Raw genomic sequence first — 16423 nt, 5'->3', positions numbered from 1 at the left:
ATTTTCATTCATGATGGGCGCCCGCGACGGATCGCGGGACTGCCTGTCAGCAGGACCATGGCCACTTGCCGCACCTGTGGCGTAGTGGCATAACAACGCAATCACTCGACAAGGATAGTTATCTTGCGCATTTTTTCCCGTGTTTTATTGCTGATTCTCGCCCTGCTGGGCCTGATCCTGGCGGTGGTGCTCTATTACACCGTCAACCCCAGGCTGCCGGACTACGTGCCCGTGGAACAGGTACGCTACCAGGACCAATGGAGTGCCGCCGACCGCCAGACCTATTACTTCACGCCCCAGGGCACCCAGGTAAAAGGCCTGCATTACGACTGGTTCACCGCGCTGGAACTGCCGTTTTCCGAACAGCGCTTCGCCGCCCCGGAGTACCTGGCACGCTTCGGCTTCCTGGTCGACCCCAAGCAAGTGCCCAGCACACAAAACCCCGGCAACCTGCCGGTCGGCTTCGCTCGGCACAAGAATGCCGGCAACAATACCGAATACCTGGACATCACCTGCGCCGCCTGCCACACCGGCGAACTGCATTTCAACGGCCAGGCCCTGCGCATCGACGGCGGTTCGGCCCAGCACGTGCTGCCGTCCAGCGTGCCGACCTTGCGCGGCGGCAGTTTCGGCCAGGCCCTGGTGGCCAGCCTCGCCGCGACGTATTACAACCCCTGGAAATTCGAGCGCTTCGCCCGCAAGGTGCTTGGCCACGATTACGACACTCACAATGAACAACTGCTGCGCCAGGACTTCAAACAGTCGCTGAACCAGTTCCTCAAAGTCGCCTGGAACGACACCCATCGCGGCCTCTACCCCACCGAAGAAGGCCCGGGGCGCACCGATGCCTTCGGCCGCATCGCCAACGCCAGCTTCGGCGACGCGATTTCGCCGGACAATTACCGCGTTGCCAACGCGCCTGTGGACTACCCGCAGTTGTGGGATATCTGGACGTTCGACTGGGTGCAGTGGAACGGTTCAGCGCAACAACCGATGGCGCGCAATATCGGCGAAGCCCTCGGCGTGGGAGCCACCCTGGGCTTCTTCGACAACGCCGGCCAACCGCTTCAGGGCGACGCGCGCTACCCGTCGAGCGTGCGGGTGCGCGACCTGAACCTGATCGAAGAAACCCTGCAGCGCCTCAAGCCGCCGACCTGGCCGGAAGACCTGTTCGGCGCCATCGACAAGCCCCTCGCCGCCCAGGGCCGCGCACTGTTCGCCGAAAACTGCGCCGGCTGCCATGTGCCGGCCGTCACCCAGCAAAATGGCCGCCCGGTACAGCAACTGAAGATGCTCCCGGTGGACGCCATCGGCACCGACCCTGGCGCCGCCAACAACATTGCCGACCAGCGCTATGACCTCAGCGCCTTGAAATGGGACCCGGCGGAGCTGGCCAAACTGAATGTCGAGTTGCACCCCACGCCCACCGAACCGCTGGACCTGAAAAAAATCTCCGTGGCCAAGGGCCTGGCCTACGTCACCGCCTTCGTTGAGGACCACGCCTACCGCGCCGCCGGCGTTACCCCGGCCGAGCGCCCACGCCTGGACGGTTACGGCCTGCCCATCGGCGTGCGCGAGTTGCGCGCCTATAAAGCGCGGCCGCTGGCCGGCGTGTGGGCCACCCCGCCGTTCTTGCACAACGGCTCGGTGCCGACGATCTACCAGTTGCTCTCGCCCCAGGACGAGCGCGCCACCACCTTCTATAAAGGCACCTTCGACTACGACCCGCGCCACCTGGGATTTCAGACCGACGCGTTCAAAAATGCCTTCCTGTTCGATACGCGCATCACCGGCAACCACAACAGCGGCCATGAATTCCGCGCCGGCCAGCGTGGCAACGGGGTCATCGGCCGCGGCTTGCTGCCCCAGGAACGCTGGGCGCTGCTCGAATACCTCAAAGTCCTCGGCGGCCCGCTGGAGCAACAACTGCCATGATTATCCACTCGCACAACCAGCAACCTTCCATGCTCGCGCGCCTGTGGCTGCGCCTCGGCGCCGTGCTCGGCAAAACCCTGGCATGGCTGCTGGCCCTTGGCCTGCTCGGCTGGCTGGCCGCCACCGCCTGGTACGCCTGGCAGTACAGCGGTCCGGTGTCGCCGGATGAGCAGATCCCGTCCGGTGAAGCGGCAATGACCCAAGGCATTATCCAGACGGCAGTGCGTATCGTTGACCAACACCGCGAAGGCACGCGCTACCTGCGCGACGCCCATGCCAAGGCCCACGGTTGCGTGAAGGCCGAAGTCAGTGTGCTGGCCGACCTCGACCCGGCGTTACGCCAAGGTGTGTTCGCCGAACCGGGCAAGACCTGGCACGCCATGATGCGGTTGTCCAACGGCAACGCCTACCCGCAATTCGACAGCATCCGCGATGCGCGCGGCATGGCCATCAAGCTGCTCGACGTGCCGGGCAAACAGCTGCTCGCCGACCAGCAAGCGCGGGCCGAGCAAGACTTCGTGATGTTCAGCCACCCGAACTTCTTTGTCAGCGACGTGGCCGAATACGCGCAGAACATCGGGGCCCAGGCGGACGGCAAGAAGGTCCTGGCATTTTTTCCCAAGCTCGACCCGCGCAGTTGGCAGGTGCGCCACCTGTTCATCGCCCTGGCGACCCTGGCCCCCGCGCCAGCCAGCCCGACCCAGACCACGTACTTTTCCGTCTCGCCCTACAAGTTCGGCGCGGCCAACGCCAAGTTCCGCGTCGCACCCGACCCGCAAAGCTGCCCGGATTACGTGCCGCCCAAACAGAACCAGGACCTGCCGAACTTCCTGCGCAGTGCGCTGAACCAGCAACTGTCCACCGACCGCGTGCCGGCGTGTTTCGTGTTGCAGATCCAGCGGCAGAACCCGCAGAAGTTCATGCCGATCGAAGACACCAGCATCGAATGGAAGGAAAGCGATGCGCCCTATGAAACCGTGGCCAAGGTGACGATCCCCGCCCAGGATTTCGACACGCCGGCGCTGAACCTGGCGTGCGACAACCAGTCGTTCAACCCGTGGTTCGGGCTGGAGGCGCACCGCCCCATCGGCGGGATCAACCGGTTGCGTAAAGCGGTGTACGAAGCCGTCAGCGACTATCGGCATAGCCGCAACTTGTAAGGTTGGGGGCTGTGTGGGAGGGGGCTTGCTGCCTCCCACATTTAGATCTCATTACAATAAGCAGATGTTGTGTTGTTCTACTTTTCGTAAAGAATGCGTATAGATTGCCAATTCGCCATAACGATTACGTCGCCTCTATTGAGTCACTAAGCGCGAACGTTCTACCGTCACTTCCTACCCCCAAACATCCGTAGGAAGTCATCGTGGAAAGTTCAACTTTAGGCATGGTCGTCCTCTCAATGATTGCACTCTTCGGCACCGCCGCGTTTTGCTTCGAGCACCTCGCCACGCGCAGCGAGAAGAAAAAGAAAGCCAAATAAACAGCGCGTCAACATTAGCAGGACCCCACTTTTTCAAGGGATACCCGGGCGGCGGGCTATCCCTTTTTTTCGTTCGCCCCGCATAATTTCGTCTCTATACCGTCTTAATACCGCCGCCGCTAATCAGTGCCTGGGCTTGATACCCCAGCGATTAACCTCCCCGCGTCCGCCATTGCGGCTTATTCATTCAGGGGAGTTACACCGTGCTCACACTCACGTTCATTTATATCGCCAGCGGCTTATGCGCCGTGGGGCTGTTCGCTTACTTGGGCTACGCACTTATTCGCGCAGAAAAATTCTAGGGAGTTCGCCATGTACAACCTGATGTTTATTGGCCTCTCCCTGGTGTTTTTTGTTGCGACCGCCATGGGCGCTCGGGACAGCCGGTCCACCTGACGCCCATCGAGTATCGCTTGCTCTGCGCGATGATTCGCGGCCAGAGCCGGGTGCTGACTCACCGGCAACTGCTGCTGGAAGTGTGGGGCCTGGACTACGTCGACCGCGCCCACTACCTACGTGTACACATGGCGCATTTGCGGCAAAAACTCGAGGCCGACCCGGCGCAGCCGCAGTACTTCATTACCGAGTTGCAGGTGGGCTACCGGTTGGTCGGGTTGTGAACAGGCGCGCGGCGGCGAAGTCCACGAACACGCGGATTTTCGGCGAGAGATGGCGGCTGGACGGCCACAACGCCCAGAACTGGCCCTCGTCCTCGCAATGGCCCTCCAACACGGTGTCCAACTGCCCTTGGGCGAGCGCCTCGCGGGCGAGAAAGTCCGGCACGTAGGCAATGCCGTGGCCATCGACGGCGGCGCTGAGCATGGCTTCCATATTGTTCAACGTCAGCGCCGTGGGCAGGCGCAACGCCGTGATCGCGGGGTTGGCGGACAACGTCCAGTCCATGATTTTGCCGGTGGTGGCAAACCGATAACGCAAGCATGGGTGGCGCTCAAGATCGGCGAGGGTTGCCGGCCGTCCGTGCTCGCGCAGATACGCGGGCGATGCACACAGCACAAACCTGAACGGCCCCAGCTTGCGGGCCATCAAGCTCGAATCGGCCAGGCCGCCGCTGCGGATCACCACGTCGAAGCCCTCCTCGATCACATCCACCAGGTGGTCGTTGAAATCCAGTTCCAGCTCGATCTCCGGGTAGGTCTGCCTGAACGCGAGCATATGCGGAAAGAGAAAGCGGTAGCCGATGGTCGGCAGGCTGACGCGCAACTTGCCACGGGGCGCTTGTATGGCATGGGAAAGCATGGCGCGGGCGTCGTGCAGGTCGTCGAGAATTTTCCGACAGCGCTCGTAGAACAATTGACCTTCGGCGGTCAGGCCGACTTTGCGCGTGCTGCGATGCAGCAGGCGCACATTCAGCGAGGCTTCGAGTTTGGCGACATTCTTGCCCACCGCCGAGGCGGAAACCCCCAGTGCCCGCGCTGCCCCCACGAAGCTGAGGGCTTCTGCCGTTTTGACGAAGGCGATCACGCCGCTGAGATTATCCGTCACGCTATTACATCCATTTAGTCCGTTATGAGTGGAATGTAAGGCTGTTTATCGACGATTGCATCCTGCCTAGAGTCTTTGTCTTCATAAAACAGCCGGAATACCCCCATGCACACCACCACCGAGACCCTGCCCGCCCCGGGCCGCCATGCCATCCTGGCCGCGATTTGCCTGGCGGCGTTGGTGTTACCCATGAGCTTTACCGGCGGCGCTGTCGCCACGCCATTTATCGGCCAGACATTCGCCACCCACCCCACGCAACTGGCGTGGATCACCAACGCGTTCATGCTCAGCTTCGGCAGCTTGTTGATGGCCGCCGGCACCCTCGCCGACCGCTATGGGCGCAAGCGCCTGTTTTTATGGGGCATGGCACTGTTTACTGGCGCCTCCCTGTGGCTGACGGTGGCGCCGGGCATGCTCTGGCTGGATGCCTTGCGCGCACTGCAAGGCGTCGCGGCGGCCATCGCGCTGGCCAGCGGTTGTGCGGCGCTGGCCCAGGAATTTGACGGGCATGCGCGCACGCGCGCCTTCAGCCTGCTGGGCACCACCTTCGGCGCGGGGCTGGCGTTTGGCCCGCTGTTGTCGGGGCTGCTGATCGAACAGTGGGGCTGGCGCGCGATTTTCCTCGGCACGGCCGTGCTGGCAGGCCTCTCGCTCATGCTCGCCGCGCCGACCCTGCGGGAAAGCCGCGATCCCCGGGCACTGCGCCTGGACACGGTCGGCGTGCTGACGTTTTCGGCCATGCTGGTGAGCTTGACCACGGCGGTCATCCTCGCGCCGGAACAGGGTTGGGGCGCGGCGAGCACGCGGTACCTGCTGGTGGTGGCCGCCGTGTTGCTGCTGGTGTTTATCCTCGTTGAACATCGCGTCCGCCACCCGATGCTCGACCTGCAGCTGTTTCGCTTTGCGCGCTTCCTTGGCGTGCAACTGCTGCCGATCGGCACCTGTTACTGCTACATCGTCCTGATCGTGTTGCTGCCGCTGCGCTTTATCGGCGTCGAAGGCCACGGCGCGTCCGAGGCAGGCTTGATGATGCTCGCACTGTCGGCGCCCATGCTGGGGGTGCCGATGCTCGCGGCGACGCTCACGCGCTGGCTGTCGGCGGGCGTGCTGTGCGCCATTGGCCTGCTGATCGCGGCGGCGGGCTTGTATGCGCTGAGCCTGGTTCAGGTCGGCCAGTCGTGGCAGACAGTGGTCGCGATGCTGATCATCGGCATCGGCACCGGGTTGCCATGGGGCTTGATGGACGGGCTGGCGATCAGCGTGGTTCCCAAAGAACGTGCGGGTATGGCGGCGGGGATTTTCAATACCACACGCGTGGCCAGTGAGGGCGTGGCGCTGGCGGTCACCCTGGCGGTGTTGAGCGCCTTGGTTGCGCATCATCTGCCGCAGCACACGACGCTGGACGTTTCCGTCATTGCGCAGAGCCTGGTCATGGGCAATGTGCAGCACGCCAGTGCGAGCCTGCCCGTGGCGGTGTTGCGCACGGCCTATATCGCCAGCTTCAACAACTTGTTGCAACTGCTGGCGGGCGTCACCTTGCTGACGGCCGCGGCGGTGTTGATTTTCCTCGGTCGACGCCCCATCGCGCCCCTCCACGCCGAGGCCGCACAGGGAGCGCCGAGCTGAATGGCAGGCACAAAAAAAGGTTCTTCACGGAATCCCGGGAAACACAGAAACAAGAACGCCGATTTGATGGATGATGTTCGTGCGAGCAAACACATCTAAAAAACCGGCGTTCTTGTGCGCGATATTAATACTTTTCTTCCCTTTTGGGAGGGCTTTTCTGTCGTCACGATCAAACCTGACGGCGATGCCTGTAGGCGCCGACGCCAAATTGAACCAAGTGCCGATGCAAGACTGACCCCACCTCAAATAGACACCAATGTAGAACAGGCAATGGTTTTTGAGGAATCAGACTGGGTCAGAGACATCTCGGCAACTAGGTCAATTCGGCGTCGGCGCCAACAGGCAACTTAAACAGACGGCATTAAGGTTTAGCACAACGGCGAAAAGCTCGCGGGCAGGTAGACGATAGAATGCATGGTTCGCAGTTGCGGCCCTGAGTTTTCCGGAGGCCAAACTCCGTCGGCCACTGCGCGCGTACGCACGTCAAGGCGTTGCTCCAAGTTGGTGTAGGGCCAAATGTGCAGGTAGCGAGGTAGGGCGCCCGAGGTGGCGTAAAAAGCCGCATACACCGATGAGTAGTTTGCACCAGTGCGCGCCGACACGGCTTTGGCCCAGCCATCGAGAGTCGGTTGCAGGCCGGAAGGAATCAGATCGTATTCACGCAATTCGTAGAAAGGCCCGTGGGCGCCGGGAGCCAGGGGCTTGAGGAAGGGAAACAGGCAGTAGTCGTCGGCCTGCATGTCGAGCAGGAACTCGCCGATACCGAAGGCATCGTCAGCCAGCAGATAACGCTCACGTTCGGCCTGGCGCAGTGCTTCACTGGGAAAGCCGCGTAGCAGAACGATGCGATTCTGCGGACCAATCTCCGAGAGCCAGCAGCCCATCAACTCTACGCCATCCAGGCTCTGCGCCAGGGCCGCTTCGATACGTGCCAGGGCGACGGTCGGGGTGCGCACGCGCACGGTGAAGGTGATCAGTTCATACAAGCGCATGGGTACTCCAATCGGTCAGTAGGCCCGCACAACGGCGGGCCGCATGTTGAAGGTCAGCCATTCGGCCGAGAGGTCATCTATGTCAGGGCAGCCCATCAGGTTGAGTGTACGTCGCAGCTCCTCTGCGAGCAGGTCGAGCGCACGAGCCGTGCCGGCCTCTCCCGCGACCGCGACGCCATATAGGCTGGCTCGCCCTAGCAGCACGGCATCGGCCCCCAGAGCCAGGGCCTTGACGATGTCGCTACCTCGGCGGATGCCGCCATCGAGCAGCAGTGTCAGGCGGCCACGGGCCAACGGTGCGATCAGGCGTAGGGCATCGAGTCCGCTCGCCGCGCCGTCCAACTGCCGCCCACCGTGATTGCTGATCACCACACCATCCAACCCGAGGGCAATGGCGCGCTCGGCATCTGCCGGGTGCAACACGCCCTTGAGCAGCAATTGCCCGGCCCACTGGTCACGCACGCAAGCCAGGGCGTCCCAATCGAGGAGCGTATCCATCTGCTCACCGATAAATTGCATCGAGCCCAGAGCCGTGCGTTCGTCTTCAGGCAGGTAAGGGTCGAGGTTCCCCATCGATGGCAAGCCATGAGGCCACATCACCTGACGCAACCAACGTGGATGGCGCAGCACCTGCAGCTTGTTGCGCAGGCTGAGCTGGCGGGGCCGCACGAAGTTGCGCCGGTCCCACTCGCGATTGCCCAGCACCATCGCATCGCAGGTCAACAATAGGGTACTGACACCGGCCTCCCTAGCGCGGGCCAGGAGGCTAGCCTGAATGCTCGCATCGCGCATGGCGTAGAGCTGGAACCACAAATCGACGCCAGGCACCTGGCGAACGATCGTCTCCAGTGCAGCATTGGCCACAGTACTCAGACAGAAAGGCACGCCTCGCGCAGTCGCGGCTCGCGCCAAGTGAATATCCGCATCACGGTGCAACATGCCGTTGTAGCCAGTGGGACCGATCAGCAGCGGCAATGCAGCCGACTTGCCGAAGAGCGTGCGGGCGGTACCTGGTACATGGCAAGGCACTAACGCGCGCTGCTGCAGGCCGACTTCGACATAGGCCTGGCGATTGCGCTGCAAGGTCAGCTCATCCTCGGCGCCGCCGGCCAGGTACTCCCAGACGAAATGGGGCAGACGCTGGCAGGCCAGCGTTGCCAACTCAGCAATGCTATGGACGCGACTCAAGTCGGTACCGCGGTAATAACGACGCATGTTTCGATCCTCAGCGATACCTACGGTATCGTCCAACGGTAAAAAAGCTCGGGAGAGCGACCCGGGCAGAGGAGCAGGAACTCCATAAAAAGGACACTAGGCGCTTGCCTCTTGCATGGCATATGGGCGATTACGGCTGATGCTGAGTAGAGTCAGGGTCGTGATCACGCTGAAGAACACCAGCATCAGCGATACCGGCCAGGCATCGCGGTAAACGGCGAACAGCGCCGTAGCAGCCAGAGGCGCCAGACCGCCGGCAAAGATCGAGGCGATCTCATGCCCCATGGCCAGGCCGGTGTAGCGCACATGGGTGGGGAACAACTCGCCCATAAGCGCCGGCTGGGTGCCTATCATCGCCGCATGGCTAAACGGCAGGCCAAGCAACAAGGCCAGGTACACCAGCAGCGGCTGGTGAGTGTCCATCAGCCAGAAGAACGGAAACGCGAACAGCGCGAGGCTCACCGAGCCGATGGCATACACCGCACGCCGGCCGATACGATCGGACAGCCAGCCCCAAAACAGAATGCTGAAGGCCTCCACGGTCATCGCCAGCATCACCCCGATCAGCACCACCTGAGTCGACAGGCCGGTGAACTTGGCATAGGCCATGGAGAAGGACAGGAAAATGTAGGCACCACCATTCTCCGCCACCCGCAGCCCCATAGCCTGCAGTACCGCCTTGGGATGCTCGCGCAGAACCTGGAGCGCGGGCGGGTGCGCCTGAACCTCATTTTTTGCGACCGCCGCCTCGAACTCGCGACTTTCCGGCAGGCGCCGGCGAATGTAGATGCCGACACCAAAGATCAAGATGCTGAGCAGGAACGGCAGGCGCCAACCCCAACTCATGAAGTCCGGTTCAGGCAGCATCTGTACCAGGTAGAAAGCTACGGCAGAGAGTACGAAGCCGCCCGAAACACCCAGTTGACTCCATGCCGCGTAGAAACCTACTCGTTTGGCTGGGGCGTTCTCGCTGAGCATCAGCACCCCTCCCCCCCACTCACCACCCGAGGCGATGCCCTGAACGATGCGTAGAATCACCAAACAGATCGGTGCCAGATAACCGACCTGCTCGAAGGTCGGCAACAGGCCCATCAGGAAGGTCGCTCCCCCCATCATTGATAGAGTGATCACCAGGGCGTTTTTGCGGCCATGGCGATCCCCAAGATGGCCGAATATCAGCCCCCCCAACGGTCTGGCGACGAAGCCAACGGCAAAGCCGGCAAAAGCACCGAGAGTGCCGATCACCGGGTCGGTGCCGGGCGGGAAAAACAACGGACCGAACACCAGGGCAGCGGCGGTACCGTAGAGAAAGAAGTCGTACCACTCCAGGGCGTTGCCGAACACCGAAGCGACGACGATGCGGCGCAGCGACCTGGGTTGTTCACAGTGAGCATGCATAGAAAACTCCACATCCATGCTGCCCGCATACGGTTTTCGCCATAAGCGGGCAAGGGGGCGACGTCGAGTCTGCTCACGACCTCACAAGCCAGGGCCAGACAAAAGTAGCTTCACCCTATCTGACCGACTCGAAACAGATCGCGGGCAGCCTCTTAGAAAACGTTCCAGGTGTAGGTGACGTAGACGCGGTTCTCGCTGAAGTCATGACCGAAGTCGCGCTGCTGCACCAGATAGTTCTTCCACTCCACGCCTACGCCTTTTAGCAGCCCCTCCTGCACCACGTATTTCACGGCGAGGTCGCGCTCATTCTCTGCGCCATCCGGGCGACCGGCCTGGGCGATGTCGCTGCCCTTGATGAAACGGCTACTGAAGGCCAGGCCCGGCAAGCCCAGCCCGGCGAAGTTGTAGCCGTAGCCGAGCCCCCAAGAGCGTTCTTGTGGACGCATGAATGGCTGGTTGGCCCAGTTCAGCAGGTAGAACTGCGGGATGTAGCCGTTGGGCGTCGGGAAAATGCTTTCGCCGAACATGCGCTGATAGACGATGCTCGCCTTGTGTCCCCCCTTAGTCAGAGTGAAGCCGCCGGAGAATGCGCGGTTATCGATCTTACCGTTCAACGCGTCACCGTCTTCCTTGTTGTTGAAGTAACGCGCATCGGTACGCAGACGGAAGTCACCACCTAAGTCGACAGTGTGGGCGAAGCCGACGTAGTGCTGTTTGTAGATGTCATGCATCACGCCATAGAAGTAGCTGGCCTGGAAGTTCTTGGTAACGTTCCAAGTCGCACCGCCGAAGTCCAGGCCTTTGTCGCTATCGAGGTTGTCGGTGGAGCCGTACTTGTAGAACTTTTCGTGGTTGGACGATTCGCGAGTAACCGCTGACCAGAAACGTCCACCGGTGAGGGTAAGACCGTCGATTTCCTTGGACTCGACCACAGCCCCCTGGAAGATCGTGTCAAGCTGACGGCTCGGGTCGTGCCAGGCGACTGGCAATTCTGGTCGCATATCACCGACCTTCAGTTCGGTCCTGGAGTACTTCATCTTTAATGTGGCACCCGCGCGGCCATAGTTATCCGAGGCGCGGCCGCTGCTGGAGTCCATAGGCAAAGAGCCGTCGTCGCCATGGGAATCCAGGCGAATAGCGTACTGGGCATCCACGTCCATACCGAACTGGATCGGCGTATTGGTATAGCCAGACGTAAATTGCAGGTCGAAGCCCTGGGACCAGTTGCCGACCTTGGACTGGACAGCGTCGCTGGTGGTGAAGTCACGGTTCAGATAGAGATTCTTCATGTCCACCTTCAGGTGGCTGTCGTCGACCAGGTCTGCCTGTGCGGCTATCGGTGCAATGCCCCCACCGATAAAGCACAGACTTTTAAACACGCATGCAAGTGATGATTTTTGGAACATGTGACGCTCCTTTTTTTTATCCGGCGAGCCGGGTGTTGTGGTGTGAGCAGATCAACAAAAATCGATAACTTGGCAGTCAATTCACGGGGTGCTCTGAACGGCACAGTTATCCGCGAAGCAGGCAACAAGAGCCCTTCCCCGGCACGCAAGCGTCGGGGGTTTTATAGGTTTGGAAGATTTTTAAGTTACGACCAATACAGCGTCAGGACAGCGCCTTGGATACGTCACAGAGCTTGTGATATGCCCGGTTGAAGTACACCAATCCCTCTTCAGCACTGCCCTCTTTGATACGCAGAACTTCGCAGTAAAAAATGCTGTGCGAACCCACTTCATGAACTTGAGCGATGCGGCAATCGAAGTTGACCAGAGCCTCCTCCATCACCGGCGAACCACTTTCCAGGGACGTCCAGGCGGTCGAGGAAAATCGCTGATCGGAGCCAAGCTCGCGATTGGCGAATACGCCCGAAATGTCCTTCAGGTCTGCACTCAGTACATTCACGCAAAGCACACCGTTGTGCTTGAAGTGCGCGTTAGAAGAGGACGCGCGGTTCATACACACCAGCAGAGTGGGTGGTGAATCGGTAACACTGCACACCGCCGAAGCAGTGAAGCCAAAACGTCCTGCGGGGCCATCGGTGGTGATCACCGAAACGGCGCCTCCGAGTCGGGACATGGCATTGCGGAATCCGCTTACATCGACCATCGCTTTACCTCCTCAGATATCCAGAACCAGCTTTTTCGATTTGGCGCGAGAACAGCAGATCAAGATCTGGTCGTTGGCCTGCTTCTCATCGTCTGTGAGGTACACGTCGCGATGATCCGGCTCGCCTTCAAGCACATCACATAGACAAGTACCGCAGATGCCCTGCTCGCAGGAGATCTCGATCTGGATGCCGACGTCCGCCAGCGCCGCGAGGATCGTCTGCCCCTCGGCGACCTGCACCGTCTTGCCACTGCGCGCGGCGACCACCTCGAAGCTGGCACCGCTGTTGTCCACTTCAATCTGGAAGTATTCACGGTGGATATGGTCATCGGCATAGCCATGCTTCACCGACTCACCGATCACCCAGTCCATGAATCCGGACGGGCCGCAGGTATAGACATGTACGCCACTCTCGGCCTGGCCGAGCACGCGGTCCATGTCGAGCTTCTGCGCGGGTGCCTCATCGTCGAAATGGGTGTGAACGCGCTCGGCGAAAGCGGCGCTCTGCAACTCGTCGAGAAAAGCACTGCGGCTGCGCGAGCGGCCACAGTAGTGCAGTTCAAAATCCTCGCCTTTGGCATGCAGCGCATAGGCCATGGCGATCATCGGGGTGATGCCGATGCCGCCACCGATAAGGATTGAGCGGCGCGCCTCGCTTGCCAGAGGAAACAGGTTGCGCGGCGCACTGATCTGCACCTCTGCCCCTTCTAGCAACGTGTCGTACACACTCGTGGAACCGCCGCGCGAGGCGGGGTCCCTGAGCACGCCGAGGCGGTATACAGCGCTGTCCGCCGGGTCGCTGCACAGCGAGTACTGGCGCACCAGGCCGGGGGCGATGTGGATATCCACATGGGCACCGGCTTCAAAGGCCGGCAGCTTGGCGCCACCCACCGGAATCAGGTCAAGAACGACGACACCGTCGCCCTGGAGCTGGCGCTTGCGCACCTGCACCGTCAAGAGCTCTTCAATCATCTCGGGCTCACCCGCATTGGACGTCAAGGTAAGAACGCGGCCGCTGGTTCGGCCGTCGCATTATGTTTTCGTTGAAACTCAGCGCATGAACAAACCACCATTCACGTCCCAGGTTGCCCCGGTAGTGAAATAGGCTTCCGGCCGTGCCAGTTGCACGATCAGGTCGCCGAGAAAATCCGCATTCCCCAGGCGCCCCACCGGAATATTGGCGAGCATTCCTCCCATGCGCTCCGGCGATACCACTGCATGCACCATGGGCGAGTCGATCGGCCCTGGCGCAACGGCATTGACCGTCACACCGCTTGCGGCCAACTCTTTGGCGAAAATCTTGGTCAGGGTGACGATGGCGCCTTTCGATGCGGCGTAGTGCGCGCCGGTAGCGGTGCCACCGTTCTGCCCAGCCAGCGAAGCCATGTTGACGATGCGCCCGTAGCCGACCGCCGCCATGTGCGTGCCAAATACCTGGCAGCCGACAAAGATGCTTCTGGTGTTGAGGCTCATAACGCTGTCGAACTCTTCCGGGCTGATCTGCATGACCGGCGTGGTCATGGTCATTGCCGCATTGTTTACCAGTACCTGTAGAGCACCGAAGCGTTCCAGAGTAACGGCCAGTGCGGCCTCGAAATCGGCCTTGTTGGTAACGTCCAGTTTGAGCGCCAACACCCGCTCACCACTGGCATCCAGTGCCTCGGCAGCCGCCTGGGCGCGTTCCAGGGAAAGGTCGCTGATAACCACTGTGTAGCCAGCGGCGAACAGCCGGGCGGCAATGGCGTAGCCCAATCCTTGGGCTGCACCAGTGACCAGTGCGATCTGCTTCATAGCCGGACCCTCAAAGGATGTAGCCGATACCCGCGAGGGTATCGTCGGAATTGATCAGCCGGATCAGCTTGCGCTGGATCTTGAAGCTCTCGCCGCTGCGTTGCAGTTCGTACACCGTGTCCGAGCTGTAGTGCTTGAGCACGTCCTTGCGGAACTCGCGCAGGTTTTGCGCACAGCGCACAGTGACAAACTCGCCGTCATTGAACAGGACGCGAAAACGCGAAATGGTGCGTACGGTACGCGGTCGCGGAGTCGTCGAGATCGACTCACCACCGATCAGCCGCTGCACCCGCAGCTCACGCATGTGCGCGTCGTCATAGGCGTAGTTCAGGCTGTTCTCGAAATCCTCCTCGCACGGGTCGATGGGGATGATGTAAGTGCCCTTCTGCGCCCACAGCGCCAACCAGGCGTCGTATTCGCTGTGATCGAGCATGTCGCCTTCCTGCCAGATAAAGGCGGTGACTTCCTGAAGCAATTGCAGATTCATTTTCGCGTTCTCCGTCGGTCTGGTCGGTCAGGCCGACATCATTTTTTTCCACTGCTGGTACGCTGCGCGCATACCTGTTTCGGCTGACACGTCGCTGATCCGTCCGTCTTCGCTCGGCTTCTCGCCTGGCAGGCCACGGTTGAGCATGATCCATAGATCTTCGCCAGCATTGGCCCCCTTCTGCACACGCTCCCAGGCTTCGGAATCGTCCGGCGTACCGAAGCCCATCGGACCTTGGAAGTGCTCATGCAGACGCAAGCGGTAGCGGTTGGCGGCTGCCGGGCCACCATCCATGGTGATCACCGAGTGATGGATCTCCGTTTCGTTGACCGAGATCGGCTGCAGCACCCGGAAGAACGCCATAGAGCAGGCAACGTTGGGAAACAGATTGAGGTTGAAGCCCGAACCACCGACCGCACGGACGATGCGGCGGACCTGAAGGTCCTCAATACCTTCGTCACGCAACTCCTGGGCCAGGCTTTCAAAGCGGGTCGGAATCGGTGCATCAAGGTTGGCTTCCAGGTCGATCAGGTCAGGGATCATAACCATCACGCTGTGGCCGTTGCCGAGGTCTTCGACATAGCCTGAGCCATCAACGAAATCGAGCATGTCCATGGTCTGCTGATCCACCGAGTGCAGGAACGACTTGTGAACCAGCGGAAAGTGGTAGGCGTCCGTGGTGTTTTCCAGTTGGATCTTCCAGTTGCCCGGGAAGCGGAAGCGGTGTTCGCCCGGCACCTTGATGCCATAGCCAGCACCCTGTTTCATGAACAGATCCATCCATTTTTTAGCTGGACCGAGGAAGTCCACCAGCGGCTCGATGTCGTCCTTGAAGGTGGCAAAGACCATCCCGGCGTAGCTCTCTGTACGCAGGCTGACCAGTGGCAGTTCGCTCTTGTCCAGGCAATCGCCGTAGCTGTCAGGGTGCGGAATGCCGCGCAGAGAGCCGTCCAGGGCGTAGCCCCAACCGTGATAGGGGCAGACGAAGCTGTTGGTCTTGCCCTTCTTGTGCTCGCAAACAGTGGCACCACGGTGGCGGCAGCGGTTGAGCAGGACATGGATCTGCTTCTTGCGATCACGCACGGCGATCACCGGCTGCTTGCCGATATAAGTACTCTTGTAGCTACCAGAGTCAGGGATTTCGCTCTCGTGAGCGACCCATACCCAGGTGCTGTAGAAGATTTTTTCCATCTCGGCATCGAACAGCTTCGCGTCGGTGTACAGCGAGGTGTGTACGCGGTCCGCCTGCACCCGTTCGGCGGGATCACATTCGAGGTTCACGACATCGATCATGTTATTCACAGTTGGCTCCTGGTCGGTTTGTTTGGCCGACTTTAAAAAGTCTTGGTTCATTCAGCCGAGGGTCGGCTTGGAACGGGCAAGGCCGCCTCGCTGTTCCAGGCATCCACCGGACGACTGAACAGGTTCTCGGTCTGGAAATGTGCCATGCGCCATTGCCCGTTTTCCTCGGCGAAACGCACGGTCAGCCGCGCGGCATTGAGGTGCGAAGCGCCACTGGCGAAGGTTGAGGTCTGCAACATCACCCAACTGCCCGATGCGCCGTCGGTGCCGACCTCGATCAGTTCGCCGGTGAGGAAGTGCACGTTGAGGGCGAAGTGCGCCGGGGTCTGCATGTAGGTGGAGAACATCGCGCCGATCTCCTCACGCCCACGATAGCCGCCGAAGCTGTTGGCGTACTTGGCGCCCTTGCCTTCCCAGACCGCATCGATCGTGAACAGGCCAGCCAGCTCAGTCAGTTGCGTGCTTGCGTCGAGGGCATCGCATAGCACCATGTAGCGATTCATACAGGCGCGTATGGCGTGCTCGGCCTCGAAGCGCTTGAGACGCGCTTCGAGATTGGCGATTAGGGCTTCGTTCAACATGTCA

Annotated in this window: 15 protein-coding genes and 1 pseudogene; 5 read left to right on the top strand and 11 right to left on the bottom strand. The window is 60.8% G+C overall.

The genetic code is table 11. The features are described from left to right. Positions 1-123 precede the first annotated feature (123 nt). The 4 genes and pseudogenes from RGV59_RS16220 to RGV59_RS16205 form a co-directional block, all read left to right on the top strand. On the top strand, positions 124-1935 hold the full coding sequence (locus RGV59_RS16220; protein WP_046491068.1) for a di-heme-cytochrome C peroxidase: 1812 nt from the start codon (positions 124-126) through the stop codon (positions 1933-1935). 29 nt (positions 1936-1964) lie between these two features. After that, the gene (locus RGV59_RS16215; protein WP_371920074.1) at positions 1965-3095 is read left to right on the top strand and encodes a catalase family protein; all 1131 of its coding nucleotides are present in this window, start codon (positions 1965-1967) and stop codon (positions 3093-3095) included. A gap of 523 nt (positions 3096-3618) precedes the next feature. After that, on the top strand, positions 3619-3717 hold the full coding sequence (kdpF, locus tag RGV59_RS16210; protein ID WP_074851717.1) for a K(+)-transporting ATPase subunit F: 99 nt from the start codon (positions 3619-3621) through the stop codon (positions 3715-3717). A gap of 69 nt (positions 3718-3786) precedes the next feature. Continuing rightward, positions 3787-4035, top strand: a pseudogene (locus RGV59_RS16205) (winged helix-turn-helix domain-containing protein); the annotation flags it as partial. Here the strand turns inward: RGV59_RS16205 and RGV59_RS16200 are convergent. Next, positions 3995-4918, bottom strand: a complete 924-nt coding sequence (locus RGV59_RS16200) for a LysR family transcriptional regulator (RefSeq protein ID WP_046384153.1) — start codon at positions 4916-4918, stop codon at positions 3995-3997. The pseudogene RGV59_RS16205 and the gene RGV59_RS16200 overlap by 41 nt on opposite strands. A 105-nt stretch (positions 4919-5023) precedes the next feature. On the opposite strand from RGV59_RS16200, the gene RGV59_RS16195 reads away from it, so the two are divergent. Beyond that, positions 5024-6544, top strand: a complete 1521-nt coding sequence (locus RGV59_RS16195) for an MFS transporter (protein ID WP_126586949.1) — start codon at positions 5024-5026, stop codon at positions 6542-6544. Positions 6545-6912: 368 nt separating this feature from the next. Here RGV59_RS16195 and RGV59_RS16190 read toward each other — a convergent pair whose 3' ends face one another. The 10 genes from RGV59_RS16190 to RGV59_RS16145 all read right to left on the bottom strand — a co-directional run bounded on the left by RGV59_RS16190 (position 6913) and on the right by RGV59_RS16145 (position 16419). Beyond that, on the bottom strand, positions 6913-7536 hold the full coding sequence (locus RGV59_RS16190; RefSeq protein WP_046491074.1) for an NIPSNAP family protein: 624 nt from the start codon (positions 7534-7536) through the stop codon (positions 6913-6915). A 15-nt stretch (positions 7537-7551) separates the two neighbouring features. Beyond that, the gene (locus RGV59_RS16185; RefSeq protein WP_017846875.1) at positions 7552-8751 is read right to left on the bottom strand and encodes an alpha-hydroxy acid oxidase; all 1200 of its coding nucleotides are present in this window, start codon (positions 8749-8751) and stop codon (positions 7552-7554) included. Between the two features lie 96 nt (positions 8752-8847). Further along, positions 8848-10149 carry an MFS transporter gene (locus tag RGV59_RS16180; RefSeq protein WP_052743417.1) on the bottom strand — a complete coding sequence of 434 codons (1302 nt, stop codon included), beginning with the start codon at positions 10147-10149 and terminating at the stop codon, positions 8848-8850. Positions 10150-10301: 152 nt separating this feature from the next. After that, positions 10302-11555, bottom strand: coding sequence for an OprD family outer membrane porin (locus RGV59_RS16175; RefSeq protein WP_079443223.1), 1254 nt, complete (start codon positions 11553-11555; stop codon positions 10302-10304). A gap of 202 nt (positions 11556-11757) precedes the next feature. Then, complete coding sequence (locus tag RGV59_RS16170) at positions 11758-12258, bottom strand: flavin reductase (protein WP_026140007.1); 501 nt, start codon at positions 12256-12258, stop codon at positions 11758-11760. 12 nt (positions 12259-12270) lie between these two features. After that, positions 12271-13230, bottom strand: coding sequence for a PDR/VanB family oxidoreductase (locus tag RGV59_RS16165; RefSeq protein WP_017846871.1), 960 nt, complete (start codon positions 13228-13230; stop codon positions 12271-12273). 78 nt (positions 13231-13308) lie between these two features. Further along, on the bottom strand, positions 13309-14049 hold the full coding sequence (locus tag RGV59_RS16160) for an SDR family NAD(P)-dependent oxidoreductase (protein ID WP_017846870.1): 741 nt from the start codon (positions 14047-14049) through the stop codon (positions 13309-13311). A gap of 10 nt (positions 14050-14059) precedes the next feature. Continuing rightward, complete coding sequence (locus tag RGV59_RS16155) at positions 14060-14536, bottom strand: aromatic-ring-hydroxylating dioxygenase subunit beta (protein ID WP_017846869.1); 477 nt, start codon at positions 14534-14536, stop codon at positions 14060-14062. Between the two features lie 27 nt (positions 14537-14563). Further along, positions 14564-15829, bottom strand: a complete 1266-nt coding sequence (locus RGV59_RS16150) for an aromatic ring-hydroxylating oxygenase subunit alpha (RefSeq protein WP_226926277.1) — start codon at positions 15827-15829, stop codon at positions 14564-14566. Between the two features lie 56 nt (positions 15830-15885). Next, on the bottom strand, positions 15886-16419 hold the full coding sequence (locus tag RGV59_RS16145; protein WP_185833606.1) for a nuclear transport factor 2 family protein: 534 nt from the start codon (positions 16417-16419) through the stop codon (positions 15886-15888). Positions 16420-16423: the final 4 nt, after the last annotated feature.

Origin of the sequence: Pseudomonas sp. FG1, from assembly GCF_034313875.1 — a bacterium.
Lineage (GTDB): Bacteria > Pseudomonadota > Gammaproteobacteria > Pseudomonadales > Pseudomonadaceae > Aquipseudomonas > Aquipseudomonas veronii.
This window is presented reverse-complemented; position numbering and strand designations above follow the sequence as displayed.

Coding starts and splice junctions, on each gene's coding strand:
- RGV59_RS16215 (WP_371920074.1), top strand. CDS start 1,965: ATGCTCGCGCGCCTGTGGCTGCGCCTCGGCGCCGTGCTCGGCAAAACC.
- RGV59_RS16195 (WP_126586949.1), top strand. CDS start 5,024: ATGCACACCACCACCGAGACCCTGCCCGCCCCGGGCCGCCATGCCATC.
- RGV59_RS16190 (WP_046491074.1), bottom strand. CDS start 7,536: ATGCGCTTGTATGAACTGATCACCTTCACCGTGCGCGTGCGCACCCCG.
- RGV59_RS16185 (WP_017846875.1), bottom strand. CDS start 8,751: ATGCGTCGTTATTACCGCGGTACCGACTTGAGTCGCGTCCATAGCATT.
- RGV59_RS16180 (WP_052743417.1), bottom strand. CDS start 10,149: ATGCATGCTCACTGTGAACAACCCAGGTCGCTGCGCCGCATCGTCGTC.
- RGV59_RS16175 (WP_079443223.1), bottom strand. CDS start 11,555: ATGTTCCAAAAATCATCACTTGCATGCGTGTTTAAAAGTCTGTGCTTT.
- RGV59_RS16170 (WP_026140007.1), bottom strand. CDS start 12,258: ATGGTCGATGTAAGCGGATTCCGCAATGCCATGTCCCGACTCGGAGGC.
- RGV59_RS16165 (WP_017846871.1), bottom strand. CDS start 13,230: ATGATTGAAGAGCTCTTGACGGTGCAGGTGCGCAAGCGCCAGCTCCAG.
- RGV59_RS16160 (WP_017846870.1), bottom strand. CDS start 14,049: ATGAAGCAGATCGCACTGGTCACTGGTGCAGCCCAAGGATTGGGCTAC.
- RGV59_RS16155 (WP_017846869.1), bottom strand. CDS start 14,536: ATGAATCTGCAATTGCTTCAGGAAGTCACCGCCTTTATCTGGCAGGAA.
- RGV59_RS16150 (WP_226926277.1), bottom strand. CDS start 15,829: ATGATCGATGTCGTGAACCTCGAATGTGATCCCGCCGAACGGGTGCAG.
- RGV59_RS16145 (WP_185833606.1), bottom strand. CDS start 16,419: ATGTTGAACGAAGCCCTAATCGCCAATCTCGAAGCGCGTCTCAAGCGC.